Origin of the sequence: Neotabrizicola shimadae, from assembly GCF_019623905.1 — a bacterium.
GTDB classification, from domain to species: Bacteria; Pseudomonadota; Alphaproteobacteria; order Rhodobacterales; family Rhodobacteraceae; genus Neotabrizicola; species Neotabrizicola shimadae.
In genome coordinates this window covers 918,290-935,188 of record NZ_CP069370.1, presented here as the reverse complement: position 1 = coordinate 935,188, position 16,899 = coordinate 918,290, and the positions used below count along the sequence as shown (strand labels likewise).

Annotated in this window: 15 protein-coding genes; 10 read left to right on the top strand and 5 right to left on the bottom strand. The window is 65.8% G+C overall.

All coding sequences use genetic code 11. The features are described from left to right. Positions 1 to 19 precede the first annotated feature (19 nt). From JO391_RS04375 to JO391_RS04355, 5 genes are all read left to right on the top strand, one after another. Positions 20 to 1,030: an ABC transporter ATP-binding protein gene (locus JO391_RS04375; RefSeq protein WP_220662973.1), complete on the top strand. Its 1,011-nt coding sequence runs from the start codon at positions 20 to 22 to the stop codon at positions 1,028 to 1,030. Next, positions 1,023 to 2,075, top strand: coding sequence for an ABC transporter ATP-binding protein (locus JO391_RS04370; RefSeq protein WP_220662972.1), 1,053 nt, complete (start codon positions 1,023 to 1,025; stop codon positions 2,073 to 2,075). Before JO391_RS04375 ends, JO391_RS04370 begins: the two co-directional genes overlap by 8 nt. Next, the gene (locus tag JO391_RS04365) at positions 2,072 to 3,772 is read left to right on the top strand and encodes a peptide ABC transporter substrate-binding protein (protein WP_220662971.1); all 1,701 of its coding nucleotides are present in this window, start codon (positions 2,072 to 2,074) and stop codon (positions 3,770 to 3,772) included. Before JO391_RS04370 ends, JO391_RS04365 begins: the two co-directional genes overlap by 4 nt. Before the next feature lie 89 nt (positions 3,773 to 3,861). Beyond that, positions 3,862 to 4,869 carry an ABC transporter permease gene (locus JO391_RS04360; protein ID WP_220662970.1) on the top strand — a complete coding sequence of 336 codons (1,008 nt, stop codon included), beginning with the start codon at positions 3,862 to 3,864 and terminating at the stop codon, positions 4,867 to 4,869. After that, positions 4,862 to 5,782, top strand: coding sequence for an ABC transporter permease (locus JO391_RS04355; protein ID WP_220662969.1), 921 nt, complete (start codon positions 4,862 to 4,864; stop codon positions 5,780 to 5,782). Before JO391_RS04360 ends, JO391_RS04355 begins: the two co-directional genes overlap by 8 nt. Positions 5,783 to 5,803: 21 nt before the next feature. Here the strand turns inward: JO391_RS04355 and JO391_RS04350 are convergent, their stop codons facing one another. Then, entirely contained in the window at positions 5,804 to 7,087 is a 1,284-nt protein-coding gene (locus tag JO391_RS04350) for a DUF3422 family protein (protein WP_220662968.1), read from the bottom strand. A gap of 219 nt (positions 7,088 to 7,306) precedes the next feature. Here JO391_RS04350 and JO391_RS04345 point away from each other — a divergent pair, with 219 nt between their 5' ends. Beyond that, the gene (locus JO391_RS04345) at positions 7,307 to 9,100 is read left to right on the top strand and encodes a monovalent cation:proton antiporter-2 (CPA2) family protein (protein ID WP_220662967.1); all 1,794 of its coding nucleotides are present in this window, start codon (positions 7,307 to 7,309) and stop codon (positions 9,098 to 9,100) included. Between the two features lie 69 nt (positions 9,101 to 9,169). After that, positions 9,170 to 10,063 (top strand): SMP-30/gluconolactonase/LRE family protein, encoded by an 894-nt coding sequence (locus tag JO391_RS04340; protein ID WP_220662966.1) that lies wholly within the window; start codon positions 9,170 to 9,172, stop codon positions 10,061 to 10,063. Here the strand turns inward: JO391_RS04340 and JO391_RS04335 are convergent. The 4 genes from JO391_RS04335 to JO391_RS04320 form a co-directional block, all read right to left on the bottom strand. After that, positions 10,042 to 10,254, bottom strand: a complete 213-nt coding sequence (locus JO391_RS04335) for a hypothetical protein (RefSeq protein WP_220662965.1) — start codon at positions 10,252 to 10,254, stop codon at positions 10,042 to 10,044. The two genes, JO391_RS04340 and JO391_RS04335, sit on opposite strands and share 22 nt — an antisense overlap. Before the next feature lie 199 nt (positions 10,255 to 10,453). Next, positions 10,454 to 11,887, bottom strand: a complete 1,434-nt coding sequence (locus JO391_RS04330; RefSeq protein WP_220662964.1) for an NAD(P)(+) transhydrogenase (Re/Si-specific) subunit beta — start codon at positions 11,885 to 11,887, stop codon at positions 10,454 to 10,456. A 13-nt stretch (positions 11,888 to 11,900) separates the two neighbouring features. Further along, the gene (locus JO391_RS04325; RefSeq protein ID WP_220662963.1) at positions 11,901 to 13,475 is read right to left on the bottom strand and encodes a Re/Si-specific NAD(P)(+) transhydrogenase subunit alpha; all 1,575 of its coding nucleotides are present in this window, start codon (positions 13,473 to 13,475) and stop codon (positions 11,901 to 11,903) included. Between the two features lie 110 nt (positions 13,476 to 13,585). Then, positions 13,586 to 14,032, bottom strand: a complete 447-nt coding sequence (locus tag JO391_RS04320) for a methyltransferase family protein (protein ID WP_220662962.1) — start codon at positions 14,030 to 14,032, stop codon at positions 13,586 to 13,588. A 121-nt stretch (positions 14,033 to 14,153) separates the two neighbouring features. On the opposite strand from JO391_RS04320, the gene kynU reads away from it, so the two are divergent. The 3 genes from kynU (at position 14,154) to kynA (ending at position 16,815) form a co-directional block, all read left to right on the top strand. Further along, positions 14,154 to 15,350 carry a kynureninase gene (kynU, locus tag JO391_RS04315; RefSeq protein WP_220662961.1) on the top strand — a complete coding sequence of 399 codons (1,197 nt, stop codon included), beginning with the start codon at positions 14,154 to 14,156 and terminating at the stop codon, positions 15,348 to 15,350. A gap of 1 nt (position 15,351) precedes the next feature. Next, complete coding sequence (locus JO391_RS04310) at positions 15,352 to 15,846, top strand: GNAT family N-acetyltransferase (RefSeq protein WP_220662960.1); 495 nt, start codon at positions 15,352 to 15,354, stop codon at positions 15,844 to 15,846. A 135-nt stretch (positions 15,847 to 15,981) separates the two neighbouring features. Further along, positions 15,982 to 16,815: a tryptophan 2,3-dioxygenase gene (gene kynA, locus JO391_RS04305; RefSeq protein ID WP_220662959.1), complete on the top strand. Its 834-nt coding sequence runs from the start codon at positions 15,982 to 15,984 to the stop codon at positions 16,813 to 16,815. Positions 16,816 to 16,899: the final 84 nt, after the last annotated feature.

The window sequence follows — 16,899 nt, the reverse complement described above, 5'->3', positions numbered from 1 at the left end:
AGACCGCGGGGAGTACCATATGCCCGATGGGGCAGCGCCCGTCCTGGATGTCCGGGGCCTCAAAACCGTGTTCCGCACCCGGGGCGGCGAGGTTCATGCCGTCAACTCGGTCAGCTTCCACCTCCAGCGTGGCGAGCTTCTGGGCGTTGTCGGCGAAAGCGGTTCGGGCAAGTCCGTGACGATGATGTCGCTGATCCGGCTCCTGCCGGAACCGCCCGCCGAAATCCGCAGCGGCCAGGTGCTTCTGAACGGCACCGATGTGCTGAAGGTCTCGCCGGCCGAGTTGCGCAAGATCCGCGGCGCCAAGGTGGGCTTCGTCTTCCAGGACCCGATGACCTCGCTGAACCCGGTGTTCACCGTGGGCAACCAGCTCATGGAACCGCTGATCGAGCACATGGGCATGACCAAGGCCCAGGCCGAAACCCGCGCCGCCGAACTCCTGGCGCTGGTCGGCATCCCCGATGCCCGCAAGCGGCTGAAATCCTATCCCCACCAGTTCTCGGGCGGGATGCGCCAGCGCGTGATGATCGCCATCGCGCTGGCCTGCGACCCCGACGTGCTGATCGCCGACGAACCCACCACCGCGCTCGACGTCACGATCCAGGCGCAGATCCTCGAACTGGTCCGCGACCTGCGGCACAAGCTCGGCATGGCCATCGTCTGGATCACGCATGACCTGGGCGTGATCGCCGGCATCGCCGACCGGGTGATGGTGATGTACGGCGGCCAGGTCGTCGAACAGGCCCCGGTGAAGGAGCTTTTCGCCAACCCGCGCCACCCCTACACCCGCGCGCTTCTGCGCACGATCCCGAAACTCGGCGGCCAGCGCGAGGCGCGGCTCCAGGTGATCGAGGGCCAGCCGCCCATCCTGTCGGGCGAACCCGCCGCCTGCCCCTTCCGCGGCCGCTGCACCCATGCCTTCGACCGCTGCGAAAAGGAAAACCCCGCCCGCCGCGCCATCGACGGCAAGCCGGTCGGCCAAGGCCACGACGTCGCCTGCCACTGGACCCCGGAGGGCGCCGATGCCTGAACCCCGTCCACTGGTCCAGGTCCGCGACCTGAAGATGTATTTCCCCATCTACACCGGCCTCTTCCGCCGCCACACCGGCAACGTGAAGGCGGTGGACGGCATCTCCTTCGACATCATGGAAGGCGAAACCCTGGGCCTCGTGGGCGAATCGGGCTGCGGCAAGTCCACCGTGGGCCGCGCGCTCCTCAGGCTCTACGAAGTCACCGGCGGCTCGGTCACCATCGACGGGGAAGACGTGGCCCACCTCGCCCCCGAGGCGCTGCGCAAGAAGCGCCCCGCCATGCAAATGGTGTTCCAGGACCCGCAGGCCAGCCTCAACCCCCGCATGACCCTGGCCGACATCATCGGCGAGCCGCTGAACGAACACACCAACCTGACCGCCGACCAGAAACTTGCCCGCATCTACGAACTGATGGATGCCGTCGGCCTGAACCGCCGCTTCGCCAACCGCTATCCGCATGAATTCTCGGGCGGCCAGCGCCAGCGCATCGGCATCGCCCGCGCCTTGGCCCTGAACCCGAAATTCATCGTCTGCGACGAACCCATCGCCGCGCTCGATGTGTCCATCCAGGCCCAGGTGGTCAACCTTCTGGAAGACCTGCAGGACAAGCTGGGCCTGACCTATCTCTTCATCAGCCATGACCTCAGCATGGTCCGCCACATCGCCGACCGCGTGGCCGTCATGTACCTCGGCCAGATCGCCGAGCTTTCCCCCCGCGACGCGCTCTACGACGATCCGCTGCACCCCTATGCCCAGGCGCTTCTCTCCGCCGTGCCGGAACCCGACCCCAATGCCGAGGCGACGCGCAGCCGCATCATCCTCAAGGGCGACGTGCCCTCGCCCGCCAACCCGCCGCAGGGCTGCAACTTCTGCACCCGCTGCCCCAAGGTCTTCGACCGCTGCCGCAGCGAGGAACCGAAGCTGACCGAGGTTCGCCCCGGCCGCTTCGTCGCCTGCCATCTCGTCACACAAGAGCCGACCGCCGGACACCAACCGGCGGCACCGAGGCACAAGAGCACCAACCAACAAGGAGTGACCCCATGAACATGAGAACCGCCCTGATGGGCGCCGCCGCCTTCGTGGCGATGGCCCCCGCGGCCTGGGCCGAACGCGGCGCCGACGGCAACGTCAACGTGCTTTACTGGCAGGCGCCGTCGATCCTGAACCCCTACCTGTCCTCGGGCACAAAGGATGTGGAAGCCTCCTCGCTGATCCTCGAAGGCATGGCCGGCTTCAACGAAAAGGGCGAGGTCATCGCGCGCCTCGCCGAGTCGGTCCCGACCGTCGAAAACGGCGGCGTCTCGGCCGACCTGACCCAGGTCACCTGGAAGCTGAAGCCCGGCCTCGTCTGGTCGGACGGCACGCCGGTCACCTCGGCCGACGCCAAGTTCACCTATGAATACTGCACCCATCCCGAGGGCGGCTGCGCCCAGGCGGCGCGCTACGAAGGCATCAAGTCCATCGACACGCCCGATGCGCAGACCGTGGTGATCACCTTTGAATCGCCCAAGCCCAATCCCTACCAGGCTTTCGTCGGCGGCACCTCGCCCATCCTGCAGGCGGCGCAATTCGCCAACTGCCTCGGCGCTGCGGCCTCGTCCTGCAACGAGCAGAACTTCAAGCCCATCGGCACCGGCCCGTTCATGGTCACCGACTTCAAGGTGAACGACGTGGTCACCCTGGCGGCCAACCCGAACTACCGCGATCCGGCCAAGCCCGCCTTCGCCACCATGACGCTCAAGGGCGGCGGCGACGCTTCGGCCGCGGCCCGTGCCGTGATGGAAACCGGCGAATTCGACTATGCCTGGAACACCCAGATCAACCCGGAAGAGCAAGCCCGCCTTGCCGCTGCCGGCAAGGGCGTGTTCCTGAACGGCTTCGGCACACTGGTCGAACGGATCGAAATGAACATGACCGATCCCTCGCCCTCGCTGCCCGAAGGCGAGCGTTCGACCGTGAAGCACCCGCACCCGATCCTCAGCGACATCAAGGTGCGCCAGGCGCTGTCTATGGCCATCGACCGCAATCTGCTGGTCGAGGTTGGCTACGGCCAGGCCGGCCGTGCCACCTGCAACCTGGTCCCGGCGCCGGAGCTCTATGCCTCCGACAACACCGGCTGCCTGACGCAGGACATGGAAGGCGCCAAGAAGCTCCTGGACGAAGCCGGCTGGACCGTGGGCGCCGACGGCATCCGCGAAAAGGATGGCAAGAAGCTGTCGCTGGTCTACCAGACCTCGACCAACCCGGTGCGCCAGGACTTCCAGGCGCTCGTCAAGGGCTGGTGGAACGAGCTTGGCGTGCAGGTGGAACTGAAGAACATCGACGCCTCGGTGTTCTTCGGCGGTGATGCGGGCTCGCCCGACACCTTCCAGAAGTTCTATGCCGATGTCGAAATGTACGCCAACAACTTCGACGGCACCGATCCCGAGCCCTATCTGGCGCAGTATCTCTGCGACAAGATCCCGGGCCCGGACAACCAGTGGCAGGGCGAGAACATCAACCGCTTCTGCGACCCGGCCTATGACGAGCTGGTCAAGAAGATGGCCGCCACCGCCGACATGAACGAACGCGGCGCGCTGGCCAAGCAGATGAACGACATGCTCACGAAGGACAGCTTCGTCGTGGTTCCGCTGGTGGACCGCGGTCGCCTGTCCGCCGCCTCGACCACCCTCGGCGGCGTCGTGCTGAACACCTGGGACACCGAACTGTGGAATGCCCAGGACTGGTACCGCATGAAGTGATCTGAAACCGGGGCGGGGCTGGCGGGTTTTCTGCGAGAATCCGGCGGCCCCGCCCCTCCCCTTTCTTCCGACCCGTTTCCGGGGGGCCGATGCTCACCTTCATCCTTCGACGATTGCTGCTGGCGATCCCGACGCTGCTCATCATCAGCTTCGTCATCTTCCTTGTCGTCGACCTCGCCCCCGGCTCGCCGGCATCCGAGATTCCTCTGACCGTTCCGCCCGAGGTCCGCGCCAAGATCCTCGAATCCATGGGCGTCAACCAGCCGCTCTGGACGCGCTATATCCTGTGGCTGAAACAGTTCTTCTGGGTTGAGCCGCTTTACGCCATCGACGCCCTCTTCGGCACCGATCTGGCCCAGGGCGCGCAGCGCATCATCAGCTACCAGACCCGCGGCCCGGTCTTCGACGTCATCATGCAGCGCATCCCGCAGACCCTCACCGTGGTCGGCATGGCCTACCTCGTGGGCATCCTGATCGCGCTGCCCATCGGCATCTACTCGGCCTACCGCCAGTATTCCTGGTTCGACCAGCTTGGCACATTCGTGTCGATGGTGGGCTATTCCGTGCCCACCTTCTTCACCGGCGTGCTGTTCATCGTGATCTTCTCAGTCAAACTCGGCTGGTTCCCCTCGATCTACGACACCACACTGAAGGTCACCGACTGGGCCAGCTTCGTGAAGCAGGTCATGCAGATGACCCTCCCCGTCGCCGTCCTTGCCCTGTTCAACGCGGCCGAGATCAGCCGCTACACCCGCTCGTCCATGCTGGAAAACCTGGGCCAGGACTATGTGCGCACCGCCCGCGCCAAGGGCATGGGCGAAGGCAAGGTCGTGATGAAGCACGTCCTGCGCAATTCCCTGATCCCCGTCGTGACCATCATCGCGCTCGGGATGCCCTCGGTCTTCGGCGGCGCCATCATCACCGAGAACGTGTTCAAGGTGAACGGCATCGGCTCTGCCCTCATCGGCGCCATCCACGGCAACGATCTGCCCATGGTGCAGACCATCACCTTCATCTTCGCCGTGCTGATCGTGCTCTTCAACCTGATCGCCGACATCCTCTACGGCATCCTGGACCCGAGGATCCGCTATGACTGACAGCACCTCCCTCGAACGCCCCCGCAGCCAGTGGGCCGATGTCTGGGACCAGTTCAAGCACCACCGCGGCGCCATGACCGCGCTCGTCGTGCTGATTCTCCTGGTGCTTTTCGTCGTGGTCGGCCCGCTGATCTGGCGCATCGACCCGGCCTATGTGAACCCCGACGCCGCCGCGATGATCAAGTCGCGCAACAAGCCACCCTCGTGGAGCAACCCGCTCGGCACCGACCAGCTCGGCCGCGACATGCTGGCCCGCATGATGGCGGGCGGCAAGGTCAGCCTCGCCGTGGGCTTCGTCGCCATGGCGATCTCCATGGTCATCGGCTCGACCGTCGGCGTGCTGGCCGGCTATTTCAAGCGGCTCGACAACCCGCTGATGCGGCTGACCGACCTCTTCCTCGCCCTGCCGCTCCTGCCGCTGCTCCTTGTTCTCGTCATGCTCTTCCGCGACACGCTGGCCGGCATGTTCGGCCCCGAGGCCGGGACGTTCCTGCTCATCGTCTTCGCCATCGGCGTGACCTCCTGGATGCACTCGGCCCGCATCGTCCGCGGCCAGGTGCTGACCATCAAGGAACGCGAGTTCGTGCTGGCCTCCCGCTCCATCGGCACGCCCCCCCGCCGCATCATCCTGCGCCACATCCTGCCGAACGTGGTCTCATCCGTCATGGTCGCCGCGACCCTCGGCATCGCCGGCGCCATCATCACCGAATCCGTGCTGTCCTTCCTGGGCCTCGGCTTCCCGCCCGACTTTCCCACCTGGGGCCGGCTGCTCTATGACGGCGTCGATTACCTCCAGCTCTACCCCGAACGGGTGATCTGGCCCGGCCTCGCCATCTCGCTGACCGTGCTGTCGGTGAACTACATCGGCGACGGCCTGCGCGACGCGCTCGACCCGCGCATCCGGGGGCGGTAACGCCGCCCCCAGGCGCTGCGCTCAGTGCAGCCGCTTGCGGATGCGGCGCACCATGTACCACACCCCGGCCACCACCACCGGAACCAGCACCGCCATCAGCGCGCCGTGCGACAGGTGCACCATGTGCGCCAGCGGCTCCAGCGCATAGGTGGCCAGGTTCACGCCGTAATAGCTGATCGCCACCACCGACAGCCCTTCCACCGTGTGCTGCAACCGCAGTTGCAGGTCGGCCCGCCGGTCCATGCTTTCCAAGAGCGCCTGGTTCTGCGCCGACCGGTCCACATCGACCCGCGTACGCAACAACTCGGCCGCGCGCTGCGCCCGTTCCGCCATCGCCTCCAGCCGCTTCTCGGCCGATTTCACCGTGCGCATCGCCGGGTCATAGCGGCGCATCATGAACTCGCCGAAACTCTGCCGCCCCTCGATCCGGCTTTCGCGCAAGACCGCCACCCGCTCGTTCACGATGGCCTCATAGGCCGAGGTCGCGCCAAAGCGGAACGAATAATGCACCGACAGGCTTTCCAGCTCCGACGCGATGGCCAGCAGGTCATGCAACGCCACTTCCGGCGGCCGCGACTGCGCATCCAGATCCGCCACCAGGGCCGAAAGCCGAGGGTCCAGTTCGTTCAGCCGGCTCGTCAGCGCACGCGACCGGATCAGCCCCAGCATCGAGGCCGCGCGATAGGTCTCGATCTCGCAGATCCGCTGCACGATCCGCCCCACGCGCCGCGCCCCGGTGCCGGGCCGCACGAAAACGGCAAACCGCATCTGCCCCGCCGGATCAATCCGGAAATCGCCCGCCACCACCGCCGCCCCGTCCACCACGCGGCTGACCGTCAGGCTTTCAGGCACGAACCACTCCTCCAGCCGCGCCAGCATCTCGGCCTCGGTCTCCGGCATCGGCTCCACCCGGATCATCGCCGCCGTCAGCCGCTTGCCGGGTGCCGCCGCCAGCCAGTCCTCGGGAAAGACCTGCGCATCCAGCGGATCGAAGGGCCGCGCGCCCAGGCCCGGCAGGAAGGCGGTATAGGTGACGAACTCGGTATGGCTCTCCCATTTCAACTCCGCGCGCCCGATCGGCCCGGTGAAATGCGTGGCCTCCGGCTGCGGATGGGCCGCGCCATTGCGGTCCAACAGGTCCAGAAGATGCGCCCGGTCGCGCGTCCGGTCGCGGTTGGCCGCGTTCACCGGCTCCTTCACCACCAGGAACACCGCGCGGCAAGGCACCTCCAGCACCGGGAAGGGCCGCGCATGAAGCTCGTTCACCACGGCATAGCGCAGGGGGTGGTCGGCCAGGGTGCTCATGCTCGGCAGTTCCGTGACGAAGGGGACATCTGCAGGACCTAGGGCCCTTCCCAAAGCTTTCCAAGCATCGGCGCGGAATGCCATGGCATGCAACACGGGTGTTGCATTTCCCCCGCAGCGCCCGCGCCCCGCCCGCACCCATTTCCTCCGGTCTGGCCCGTCCAGCCGCAAAGCCGTTACGCTCGATCCGACGAACAGCACCGCAGCGGAGGGCAAGGCATGGCCGGCGACATCACCGAAACCGCACATGCCGTGGCCGAGGCGGCGGGGCACGGCGGTGTGGACCTGACCTCCATCGTCGTGCTTCTGGCCGCCGCCGTCATCGCCGTGCCGCTGTTCCGGCGGGCCGGTCTCGGGTCGGTCCTGGGCTACCTCGCCGCCGGGCTTGCCATCGGACCCTACGGTCTTGGTTTCTTCCATGATGCCCAGTCCATCCTGCATGTTGCGGAACTGGGTGTCGTTCTCTTCCTCTTCATCATCGGGCTGGAGATGCAGCCCTCCCGGCTTTGGTCCATGCGGGGCGAGATCTTCGGGCTTGGCCTCTTCCAGGTCTGCGCCGCCATGGCCACGCTTGTCTGGGTCGGCATCACGCTCGGCTATCCGGCCACCGCCAGTTTCGTGGCCGGGACCGGCTTCGTGCTCACCTCGACCGCCATCGTCATGCAGATGCTGGAAGAGCGGCACGAAATCGGCCTGCCCCGCGGGCGGCGCATCATTGCCATCCTGCTTCTCGAAGACCTCGCCATCGTGCCGCTTCTCGCGCTCGTCGCCTTCCTTGCCCCCGGCGGGGCCGAGGCCACGACGACCGACCGCCTCATCTCGGTGGGCACTGGCCTGGGTGCCATTATGGTGCTGGTCCTTGCAGGCCGCTACCTTCTGGATCCGATGTTCCGCCTGCTCGCCCGTTTCGGCGCGCGCGAGGTGATGACCGCCGCAGCCCTTCTCGTGGTGCTTGGTGCCGCGGTGCTCATGCAGGCGGGCGGGCTCTCCATGGCCATGGGCGCCTTCCTTGCCGGTGTGCTCCTTTCGGAATCCTCGTTCCGCCACCAGTTGGAAGCCGATATCGAGCCGTTCCGCGGCCTCCTCCTCGGCCTCTTCTTCCTGTCGGTCGGCATGGCACTGGACCTTCAGGTCATCGCGCGCAACTGGCAGGTCATCGCCATTTCCGTTCCGGCCTTCATCATCCTGAAGATGGCGGTGATCTACCTGGTCGGGCGCCTGACCAAATCCTCCCACGCCGACTCGCTGGAACGCGCGGTGCTCATGGCGCAGGGCGGCGAGTTCGCTTTCGTGCTCTACGCCTCGGCCACGCAGTTCGGCATCCTCGAACCCGAATGGAACGCCAACCTGGCGGCCATCGTCATCATCTCCATGGTGCTGACCCCGCTGATGGTGATCCTGCATGACCGCCTCGCGCGCAAGCCCGTGTCCCTGGACGGGGTCGAGACGGCCGACAACCTGTCAGCGCCAGTGCTGCTCATCGGCTTCGGCCGCATGGGCCAGATCGTCAGCCAGCCGCTTCTCAGCCGCGGCCACCCCATCTCGATCATCGACACCGATGCCCAATCCATCCGCGATGCCGGCAGTTTCGGCTTCAAGGTCTGGTATGGCGATGGCTCCCGGCTCGACATCCTGCACGCCGCCGGTGCCGCCGAAGCCCGGCTCATCATCGTGACCATCAACAATGCCGAGGCGACCACGAAGATCGTCGAACTGGTCCGCCACCATTTCCCGCAGGTGCCCGTCCTCGCGCGGGCCTATGATCGCCAGCATGCCCTGGACCTCGTGAAGGAAGGCGTCGATTTCCAGATCCGCGAAACCTTCGAAAGCGCCCTCAGTCTGGGGGCCGAGGCGCTGAAACGCCTCGGCGACGACCCCGACCAGGTCGCCGAGATGGTGGGCTACATCCGCGGCCGCGACATGGACCGCTTCGCACTGGAATGCGTCGAAGGCATCCGCGCCGGCATCCCGCTTCTGGTAGGCAACATCGACCAGCCCCGCCGCAGCGGTTGATGCAATCCGGTCGGGTTTGACGCGACTCGGCCGTGGGCCTACCCTGCCCCAATCCGGCCGAAGGAGCCCATGATGCCCGAAGTCCGCAGCCTGGCCGCCGTCGCGGCCCTGATCGCCTCCGCCCTGCCCGCCCTCGCCGACCCGACCGTCATCGACGGCAAGGCGGCCTTTCCCGAAGGACCCTGGGTCGAAGGCGGCAAGCTCTACTATGTCCAGTATGGCGGAAACATCGTCTCGGTCTGGGACGGCAGCGCCACATCGACACTCTGGCAGCAAAAAGGCTGCGGCCCCTCCGCCATCGCGCCGCTTGGACCGGACCGTTTTGCCGTCACCTGCTACGACAACGGCACTCTGGCGCTGTTCAACCGGGATGGCAGCGGCACCACCGCCATTGGCACCGACAGTTCCGGCGCGGCGCTTCTCGGGCCGAACGATCTCGCACCCGATGGCAAGGGCGGGCTTTATGTCACCGCCTCCGGCCCCTGGGAAAGCGGCCCCATCGTCGGCAAGGTCTATCACCTCGCCCCCGATGGCACGCTTACGATGCTGGCCGACGACCTGCACTACGCAAATGGCGTGGCGCTCGCCCCTGCCGGCGACCGGCTCTTTGTCAATGAATCCGAAGCCGGGCGCGTGATCTCCTTCGCGGTCGGCAGCGATGGCACGCTCTCGGACCGCAGGCTGTTCCTGCGCGTCTCGCAGGCCGATCCGGGCTCGCCGGACAGCTACCCCGATGGCCTGAAATGGGGACCGGACGGCAACCTCTGGATCGGCCAGTATTCCCAGGGCCGGATCGTGGTGGTGAAGCCCGACGGCAGCTTCGTCGCCGCCCACGACCTACCCTCGCCCGCGACCCCGAACTTCGCCTTCTCGGCCGATGGCAAGCATCTCTATGTCATGGCCGTCGATGACAAGTCCGCCGCCCCCTACATGGGCAAGGTCTACGACCTGCCGCTGGACTGATCTTCGCCCGACCTGCGCGCCGGGGACAGGTCTGCCGTGCTGAACGCCACGCTGCGAACAGCCAGCCAGGCGGCAAAATGCGCCGTCTTCGCCTCCAGCGAGCAGGTGCCGGTCAGGCAGATCGGATCGCGCGCATAGTCCTCGCGCAGTTGCAACTGCCGGTTCGCATCAAGCTCCGCCCAGGGGATCATCGCCCGCCCTCCGCAAGGAATCCATCCCGATCTCGGCCCTTGCCGCTCCGGCCGCAACCCCACGCGACGGCGCGCCGCAGCCCGCCAAGGCAAAGGGCCCCGCCGGGGCCCTTTCTTAAGTCCAAGTTAATACGCGCGCGCAAGCCCTTGATATTGAAGGGCCAGGCCAGGCGTCCGAGCTCGGACGCCCCGTCCCGGCTCAGTCGATCATGGGCAGCAGGCCATCCAGGCTCTTCTTGGCATCGCCATAGAACATCCGGGTATTCTCCTTGTAGAAGAGCGGGTTCTCGATGCCCGAATAGCCGGTGCCCTGCCCCCGCTTCGAGACGAAGACCTGCTTGGCCTTCCAGACCTCCAGCACTGGCATCCCGGCAATGGGGCTGTTGGGGTCCTCCTGGGCAGCCGGGTTCACGATGTCATTGGACCCGATCACGATGGCCACGTCTGTCGAGGGGAAGTCCTCGTTGATCTCGTCCATCTCCAGCACGATGTCGTAGGGCACCTTGGCCTCGGCCAGAAGCACGTTCATGTGCCCCGGCAGACGCCCGGCCACCGGGTGGATCGCGAACCGCACCGTCTTGCCCTTGGCCCGGAGCTTCCGCGTCAGCTCGGAAACCGACTGCTGCGCCTGCGCCACCGCCATGCCATAGCCCGGCACGATGATGACCGAATCCGCGTCGTTCAGCGCCGCCGCCACACCCTCGGCGTCAATGGCGATCTGCTCACCCGTGACCTCCATCGCAGGTCCGGTGGTATTGCCGAACCCGCCCAGGATCACGCTCACAAACGACCGGTTCATCGCCTTGCACATGATGTAGGACAGGATCGCACCCGACGAACCCACCAGCGCACCGACCACGATCAGAAGGTCATTCGACAACGAGAAGCCGATCGCCGCGGCCGCCCAGCCAGAATAGCTGTTCAACATCGACACCACGACGGGCATGTCCGCCCCACCGATGCCCATGATCAGGTGATACCCGATGAACAGCGCGGCCAGTGTCATGCCCAGAAGCGCCAGCGTGGAGCCCGACTGCAGGTAGACCACCAAGAGCACCAGCGAAATCACCGCCGCCGCCGCGTTCAGCAGGTGCCCGCCCGGCAGCTTCTTCGCCTTGCCGTCGACCTTGCCCGCAAGCTTGCCGAAGGCGATGACCGAGCCGGTGAAGGTCACTGCCCCGATGAAGACGCCCAAGAAGGTTTCGACCCGAAGGATCGCCACCTCTGCACCAGTTTTGTGAGCGACCACGGCGGCAAAGCCCGTCAGAGCCTCCCGCGCCGCCTCGTCCATTCCGCCGACGCGGATCAACTCGACGTGGGTGTTGTAGCCGATCAGGACCGCAGCCAGACCCACCAGCGAATGCATGGCGGCCACAAGCTGCGGCATCTCGGTCATCTGCACGCGCTGTGCCACGACCCAGCCCGCCGCCCCGCCCGCGAGGATCAGCACGACCGACAGGACCCAAAGGCTCTGCCCGGGCCCAACGAGCGTGGCCGCCACGGCCAGCGCCATGCCGGCGATGCCGTACCACACGGCGCGCTTGGCGCTTTCCTGGCCCGAAAGCCCACCAAGCGACAGGATGAAGAGTATGGCGGCAACAACATAGGCCGCGGTGGTGAAACCGTATTCCATCGCGTTGGCCCCCTTACGACTTCTGGAACATGGCGAGCATCCGGCGCGTCACCATGAAGCCGCCGAAGATGTTCACTCCCGCCATCAGCACCGACAGCGCCGCGAGCACGATCACGAGCCAGCTGCCTGACCCGATCTGCAGGAGCGCGCCCACGATGATGATGGAGGAAATGGCATTGGTCACCGCCATCAGCGGCGTGTGAAGCGAGTGGCTGACGTTCCAGATCACCTGGAAGCCGACGAAACAGGACAGGACAAAGACGATGAAATGGCTGATGAAGCTGGCCGGGGCGACATAGCCCACCAGAAGCATCAGCGCCCCGCCGATCACCAGAAGCCCTACCTGGCTGCGGGTCTGCGCCTTGAAGGCGGCCATCTCCTGCGCCCGCTTCTCTTCGGGCGTCAGTTCCCTGGCCTTCTCCTTGGGTTTCGCCGCGGCAATTGCCTGCACCTTGGGAGGCGGCGGCGGCCAGGTGATGGAGCCGTCTTTTGTCACCGTCGCGCCGCGGATCACGTCATCTTCCATGTTGTGGTTGATGACGCCATCCTTCTTGGGCGTCAGATCCGTCAGCATGTGGCGGATGTTGGTGGAGTAAAGCGTCGAGGCCTGCGTGGCCATCCGGCTCGGGAAGTCGGTATAGCCGACGATGGTCACGCCGTTGTCGGTCACGATCTTCTGGTCTGGAACCGTCAGGTCGCAGTTGCCGCCCCGCTCGGCGGCCAGGTCGACGATGACGCTGCCACGCTTCATCATGCGGACCATGTCCTCGGTCCACAGCTTCGGCGCGGGCCGGCCCGGAATGAGGGCGGTGGTGATGACGATGTCGACCTCTGGAGCCAGCTCGCGGAACTTCTTCAGCTGCGCTTCGCGGAATTCGGGCGAGGAGGGCGCGGCATAGCCGCCGGTCGCGGCCCCGTCGGTCTGCTGTTCGGCGAAGTCCAGATAGACGAACTCTGCCCCCATAGATTCAATCTGTTCCGCCACCTCAGGGCGCACGTCGAAGGCCAGCGTGACGGCGCCGAGGCTGGTCGAGGTACCGATCGCGGCGAGGCCCGCCACGCCCGCGCCAACCACCAGGACCTTGGCCGGCGGCACCTTGCCCGCCGCCGTGACCTGACCGGTGAAGAAGCGACCGAAGTTGTTGCCGGCCTCGATCACCGCGCGATACCCCGCGATGTTCGCCATCGAGGACAGGGCATCCATCTTCTGCGCACGGGAAATGCGAGGCACCATGTCCATCGCGACGACGGTGGCGCCCCGCTCCTTGCAGATTTCCAGAAGTTCGGCGTTCTGGGCGGGCCAGAAGAAGCTGATCAACGTCTGTCCGTTCCGCAGTTGCTCGGCTTCGGCCTTCTCGGGGCCGCGCACCTTGACCAGAACGTCGGCGGCCGCGACCACCGCCGCCGCATCGGCCAAGACCTCGACCCCGGCAGAGCGATAGGCGTCATCGGTGAAGCCAGCTTTCTGCCCGGCGCCGCTTTCGATCACACAGACATGGCCAAGTTTCTGCAACTGAGTGGCAGAGTCGGGCGTCATCGCAACCCGGTTTTCGCCCTCGAAAATCTCTCGTAGTGCCCCGATCTTCACACTGCGTCCCCTTTCGCCTGCCGCCGCGTCAGCGCCCAAAGCGCAATATCATTGCGCAAGAATATTTCAATGACCGATTTCTGCACTGCGGTAAACCGAAACCCCCGCAGCTACAGCCAGCGCCGCACGCGCAGCGACCAGGCATCCCAGGCGGGGCCGAAGCCGCGGGCAAGCCGGTCTTCCTCGGCCTGGATGAAGCGATGCGAAATCAACCGCATGAACACTGGCACCAACAGCAAGGCGACCGCGGCATCCCACCAGAGGATGGCCCCTGAGAGGATCATCGCATCGGCCAGATAGATCGGATTCCGCGACAGCGAAAACGGCCCGGTCGTCACCAGCGCGACCGGCTCTCGGTGCGGAATCACCGTGGTTCGTGCCCGGCGCATCTCGACCACCGCCCAGGCCATCAGCAAGAGCCCGGCTCCAATCAGCCCGGCGCCCGCCACGGCGCCAACCTCGCCGAACAGGCGCAAAGGCAACAACCACCCGATCAGCCAGGCAAGGCACAGAAACAGCGCCAGCCAGACCGGTGGCAGGTCGATCCACTTCTTCATGACAGGTCCTCCCGCCGCCAGAGTTCCGTCAGGACAAGGCCGTGGCAAGGCCCTAGAAACATTTCAAGCTTGAAATTTCTTCTCCACGGCGTATTCCTCGGTCAGGAAAAGGGAGCCCTGCATGACCACCGATTTCGCCGCGACGCGCGCCCAGTTCCACTTGCCCGAGGGCGTGATCTACCTGGATGGCAACTCGCTTGGCCCTCTGCCAGTGGCTGCCAAGGCGCGGGTTGTTCAGGCGATCGAGGCCGAATGGGGCGAAATGCTGATCACCGGCTGGAACAAGGCCGGCTGGATGGAGATGCCGGCCCGCGTGGGCAACCGCATCGCCCGGCTGATCGGCGCCGAGGAAGGCCATGTGGTGATGGGCGACACGCTGTCGATCAAGGTCTATCAGGCGCTCGCCTCTGCATTGGAAATGAACCCCGGACGCAAGGTGATCCTGTCGGATACCGGCAACTTCCCGTCCGATCTGTACATGGCCGAGGGTTTGGCCCGCACCCTGGCGAACGGCACGGTGCTGAAGACCGTGGCGCCGGAAGAGGTGATGGGCGCGCTGGATGACTCCGTGGCGGTAATGATGGTCACCGAAGTGGACTATCGCACCGGCCGCCGGCACGACATGGCCGCGCTGACACGCCGGGCACATGAGGTGGGCGTGCTGGCGGTCTGGGACCTTGCCCATTCGGCTGGGGCCTTTCCGGTCGGTGTGGCAGCCGGCGGTGCCGATTTTGCAGTCGGGTGCAGCTACAAGTATCTGAACTCCGGTCCTGGCGGCCCGGCCTTCATCTATGTCGCTCCGCGCCATGCTGAGGCCGCGCGCCCTGCGCTTTCGGGCTGGCTGGGTCACGAGGCTCCCTTCGCCTTCGACCTGTCCTACCGCCCTGGCCGCGGGATCGAGCGGATGCGCGTGGGCACCCCGCCGATCCTTCAACTGGCCGCGCTGGATGCGGCGCTGGATGTGTGGGACGCGGTGGACCTTGATGACCTGCGCGCCCGATCGCTGTGGCTTACCGACCGCTTCATTGCGGGTGTCGAAGGCGCCTGCCCGATGCTGACGCTCGCTACCCCCCGCGCCAATGCGGAACGCGGCAGCCAGGTGTCGTTCCGGCACCCTGAGGGCTATGCCATCATGCAGGCCCTCATCGCCCGCGGCGTGATCGGCGATTTCCGCGCGCCGGACATCCTGCGGTTCGGCTTCACGCCGCTGTATATCGGCGCGGACGAGGTAGACCGCGCGGTGACGATCCTGGCCGAGATCATGGCCACCGGCGCCTGGGACCGGCCCCAATACAAGACCCGCGCCCGCGTCACCTGACATGGCCGAGGTCATCCGCCCCTTTCGCCTGATGGATGCGCAAGCCACACGCGACGTCTTCGTGCGGGCGGTGCGGGACGGGGCGGCACCGCTTTACAGCGCCGCGGAGATCGCAGTCTGGCTCGGCGACCCGGTCATGCCCGAGGGATGGGGCGACTGGCTGGCCGGCCACATCACCTTTGTCGCCGAAGATTGGGGCCGGATCACAGGCTTCATGATGCTGGAGCGCGACGGCTACTTGAACATGGCTTTCGTGCTGCCCGAGGTCATGGGCACTGGCACGGCCGACCGGCTTTACGCGGAAATCCTGGCCGCGGCCCGTGCGCTTGACCTGCCCCGCCTGACCGTCTTTGCCAGCCGCCATGCCAGACGCTTCTTTGCCCGGCACGGCTGGCGGCCTGACCGCATGCTTGCACTGCCCGAAGGCATGGAGCGCGCGCTGACGGAAGGTGACAACCCGATCACGATGGGGATGGTGCTGGAGGTCGAGCCATGATCCCCGCCCCGACCCTTCCGCCCCTGTGCCGGCCTTTTGCCTGGGCCTGCCTCTGGCGCGCGATCGGCGGCTTCTCGGTCCTTTCCCGAAGGAAGCGCCTCTGCCCCTGACACCCGCTATCCAGGAGACAGAGAAATGACCACTTACGACCCATCCCGTGACGGCGCCCAAATGTCTTTTGACGGTCGCATGTCCTATGGCGATTACCTCCAGATTGACCGCATCCTGACAGCGCAATCGCCGCTGAGCCCCGCGCACGACGAGATGCTGTTCATCATCCAGCACCAGACATCGGAACTGTGGATGAAGCTGGCCTTGCACGAATTGGATGCCGCCCGCCGCATGATCGCGGCTGACCGAGCGCAAGAAGCGTTCAAGATGCTGGCGCGCGTCGCCCGCATTTTCGAGCAGCTGAACTCGGCCTGGGACGTGCTGCGCACCATGACGCCGTCGGACTACACGACCTTTCGTGCCACGCTTGGCCAATCCTCGGGGTTTCAATCCTGGCAGTACCGGCTGATCGAATATGCCGTTGGCAACCGCAACCTTGCCATGCTGCGCCCCCATGCCCACCGCCCCGACCTGACCGAAAAGCTCGAAGCGGAACTGGCCAGGCCTAGCCTTTACGACGAGGCCCTGCGCCATCTTTCGCGCATGGGCCTGCCTGTTCCCGAAAACGTGATTGAGCGAGATCTGCGCCAGCCCTGGGAATGGAATCAGCAGGTGCAGGACGTGTGGGAAATCGTCTACCGCGACCCCGCATCTCACTGGCAAGCCTATGATTTGGCAGAGAAACTTGTGGATTTCGAAGATTACTTCCGCCGCTGGCGCTTCAACCATGTGACAACGGTGGAACGGGTGATCGGCATCAAGCGTGGCACGGGCGGCACCTCAGGCGTGTCTTATCTGCGTCGAATGCTGGAAGTGGAGCTCTTTCCCGAACTCTGGCGACTGCGCACCGCTTTGTGAGCCTTTGACGCGCGGCAAGCGCTCAATTACCCTTTGCGCAAGAAGGATTCTGTCGCACGGGCAAGCGGCAGCAGGAGAGACGGC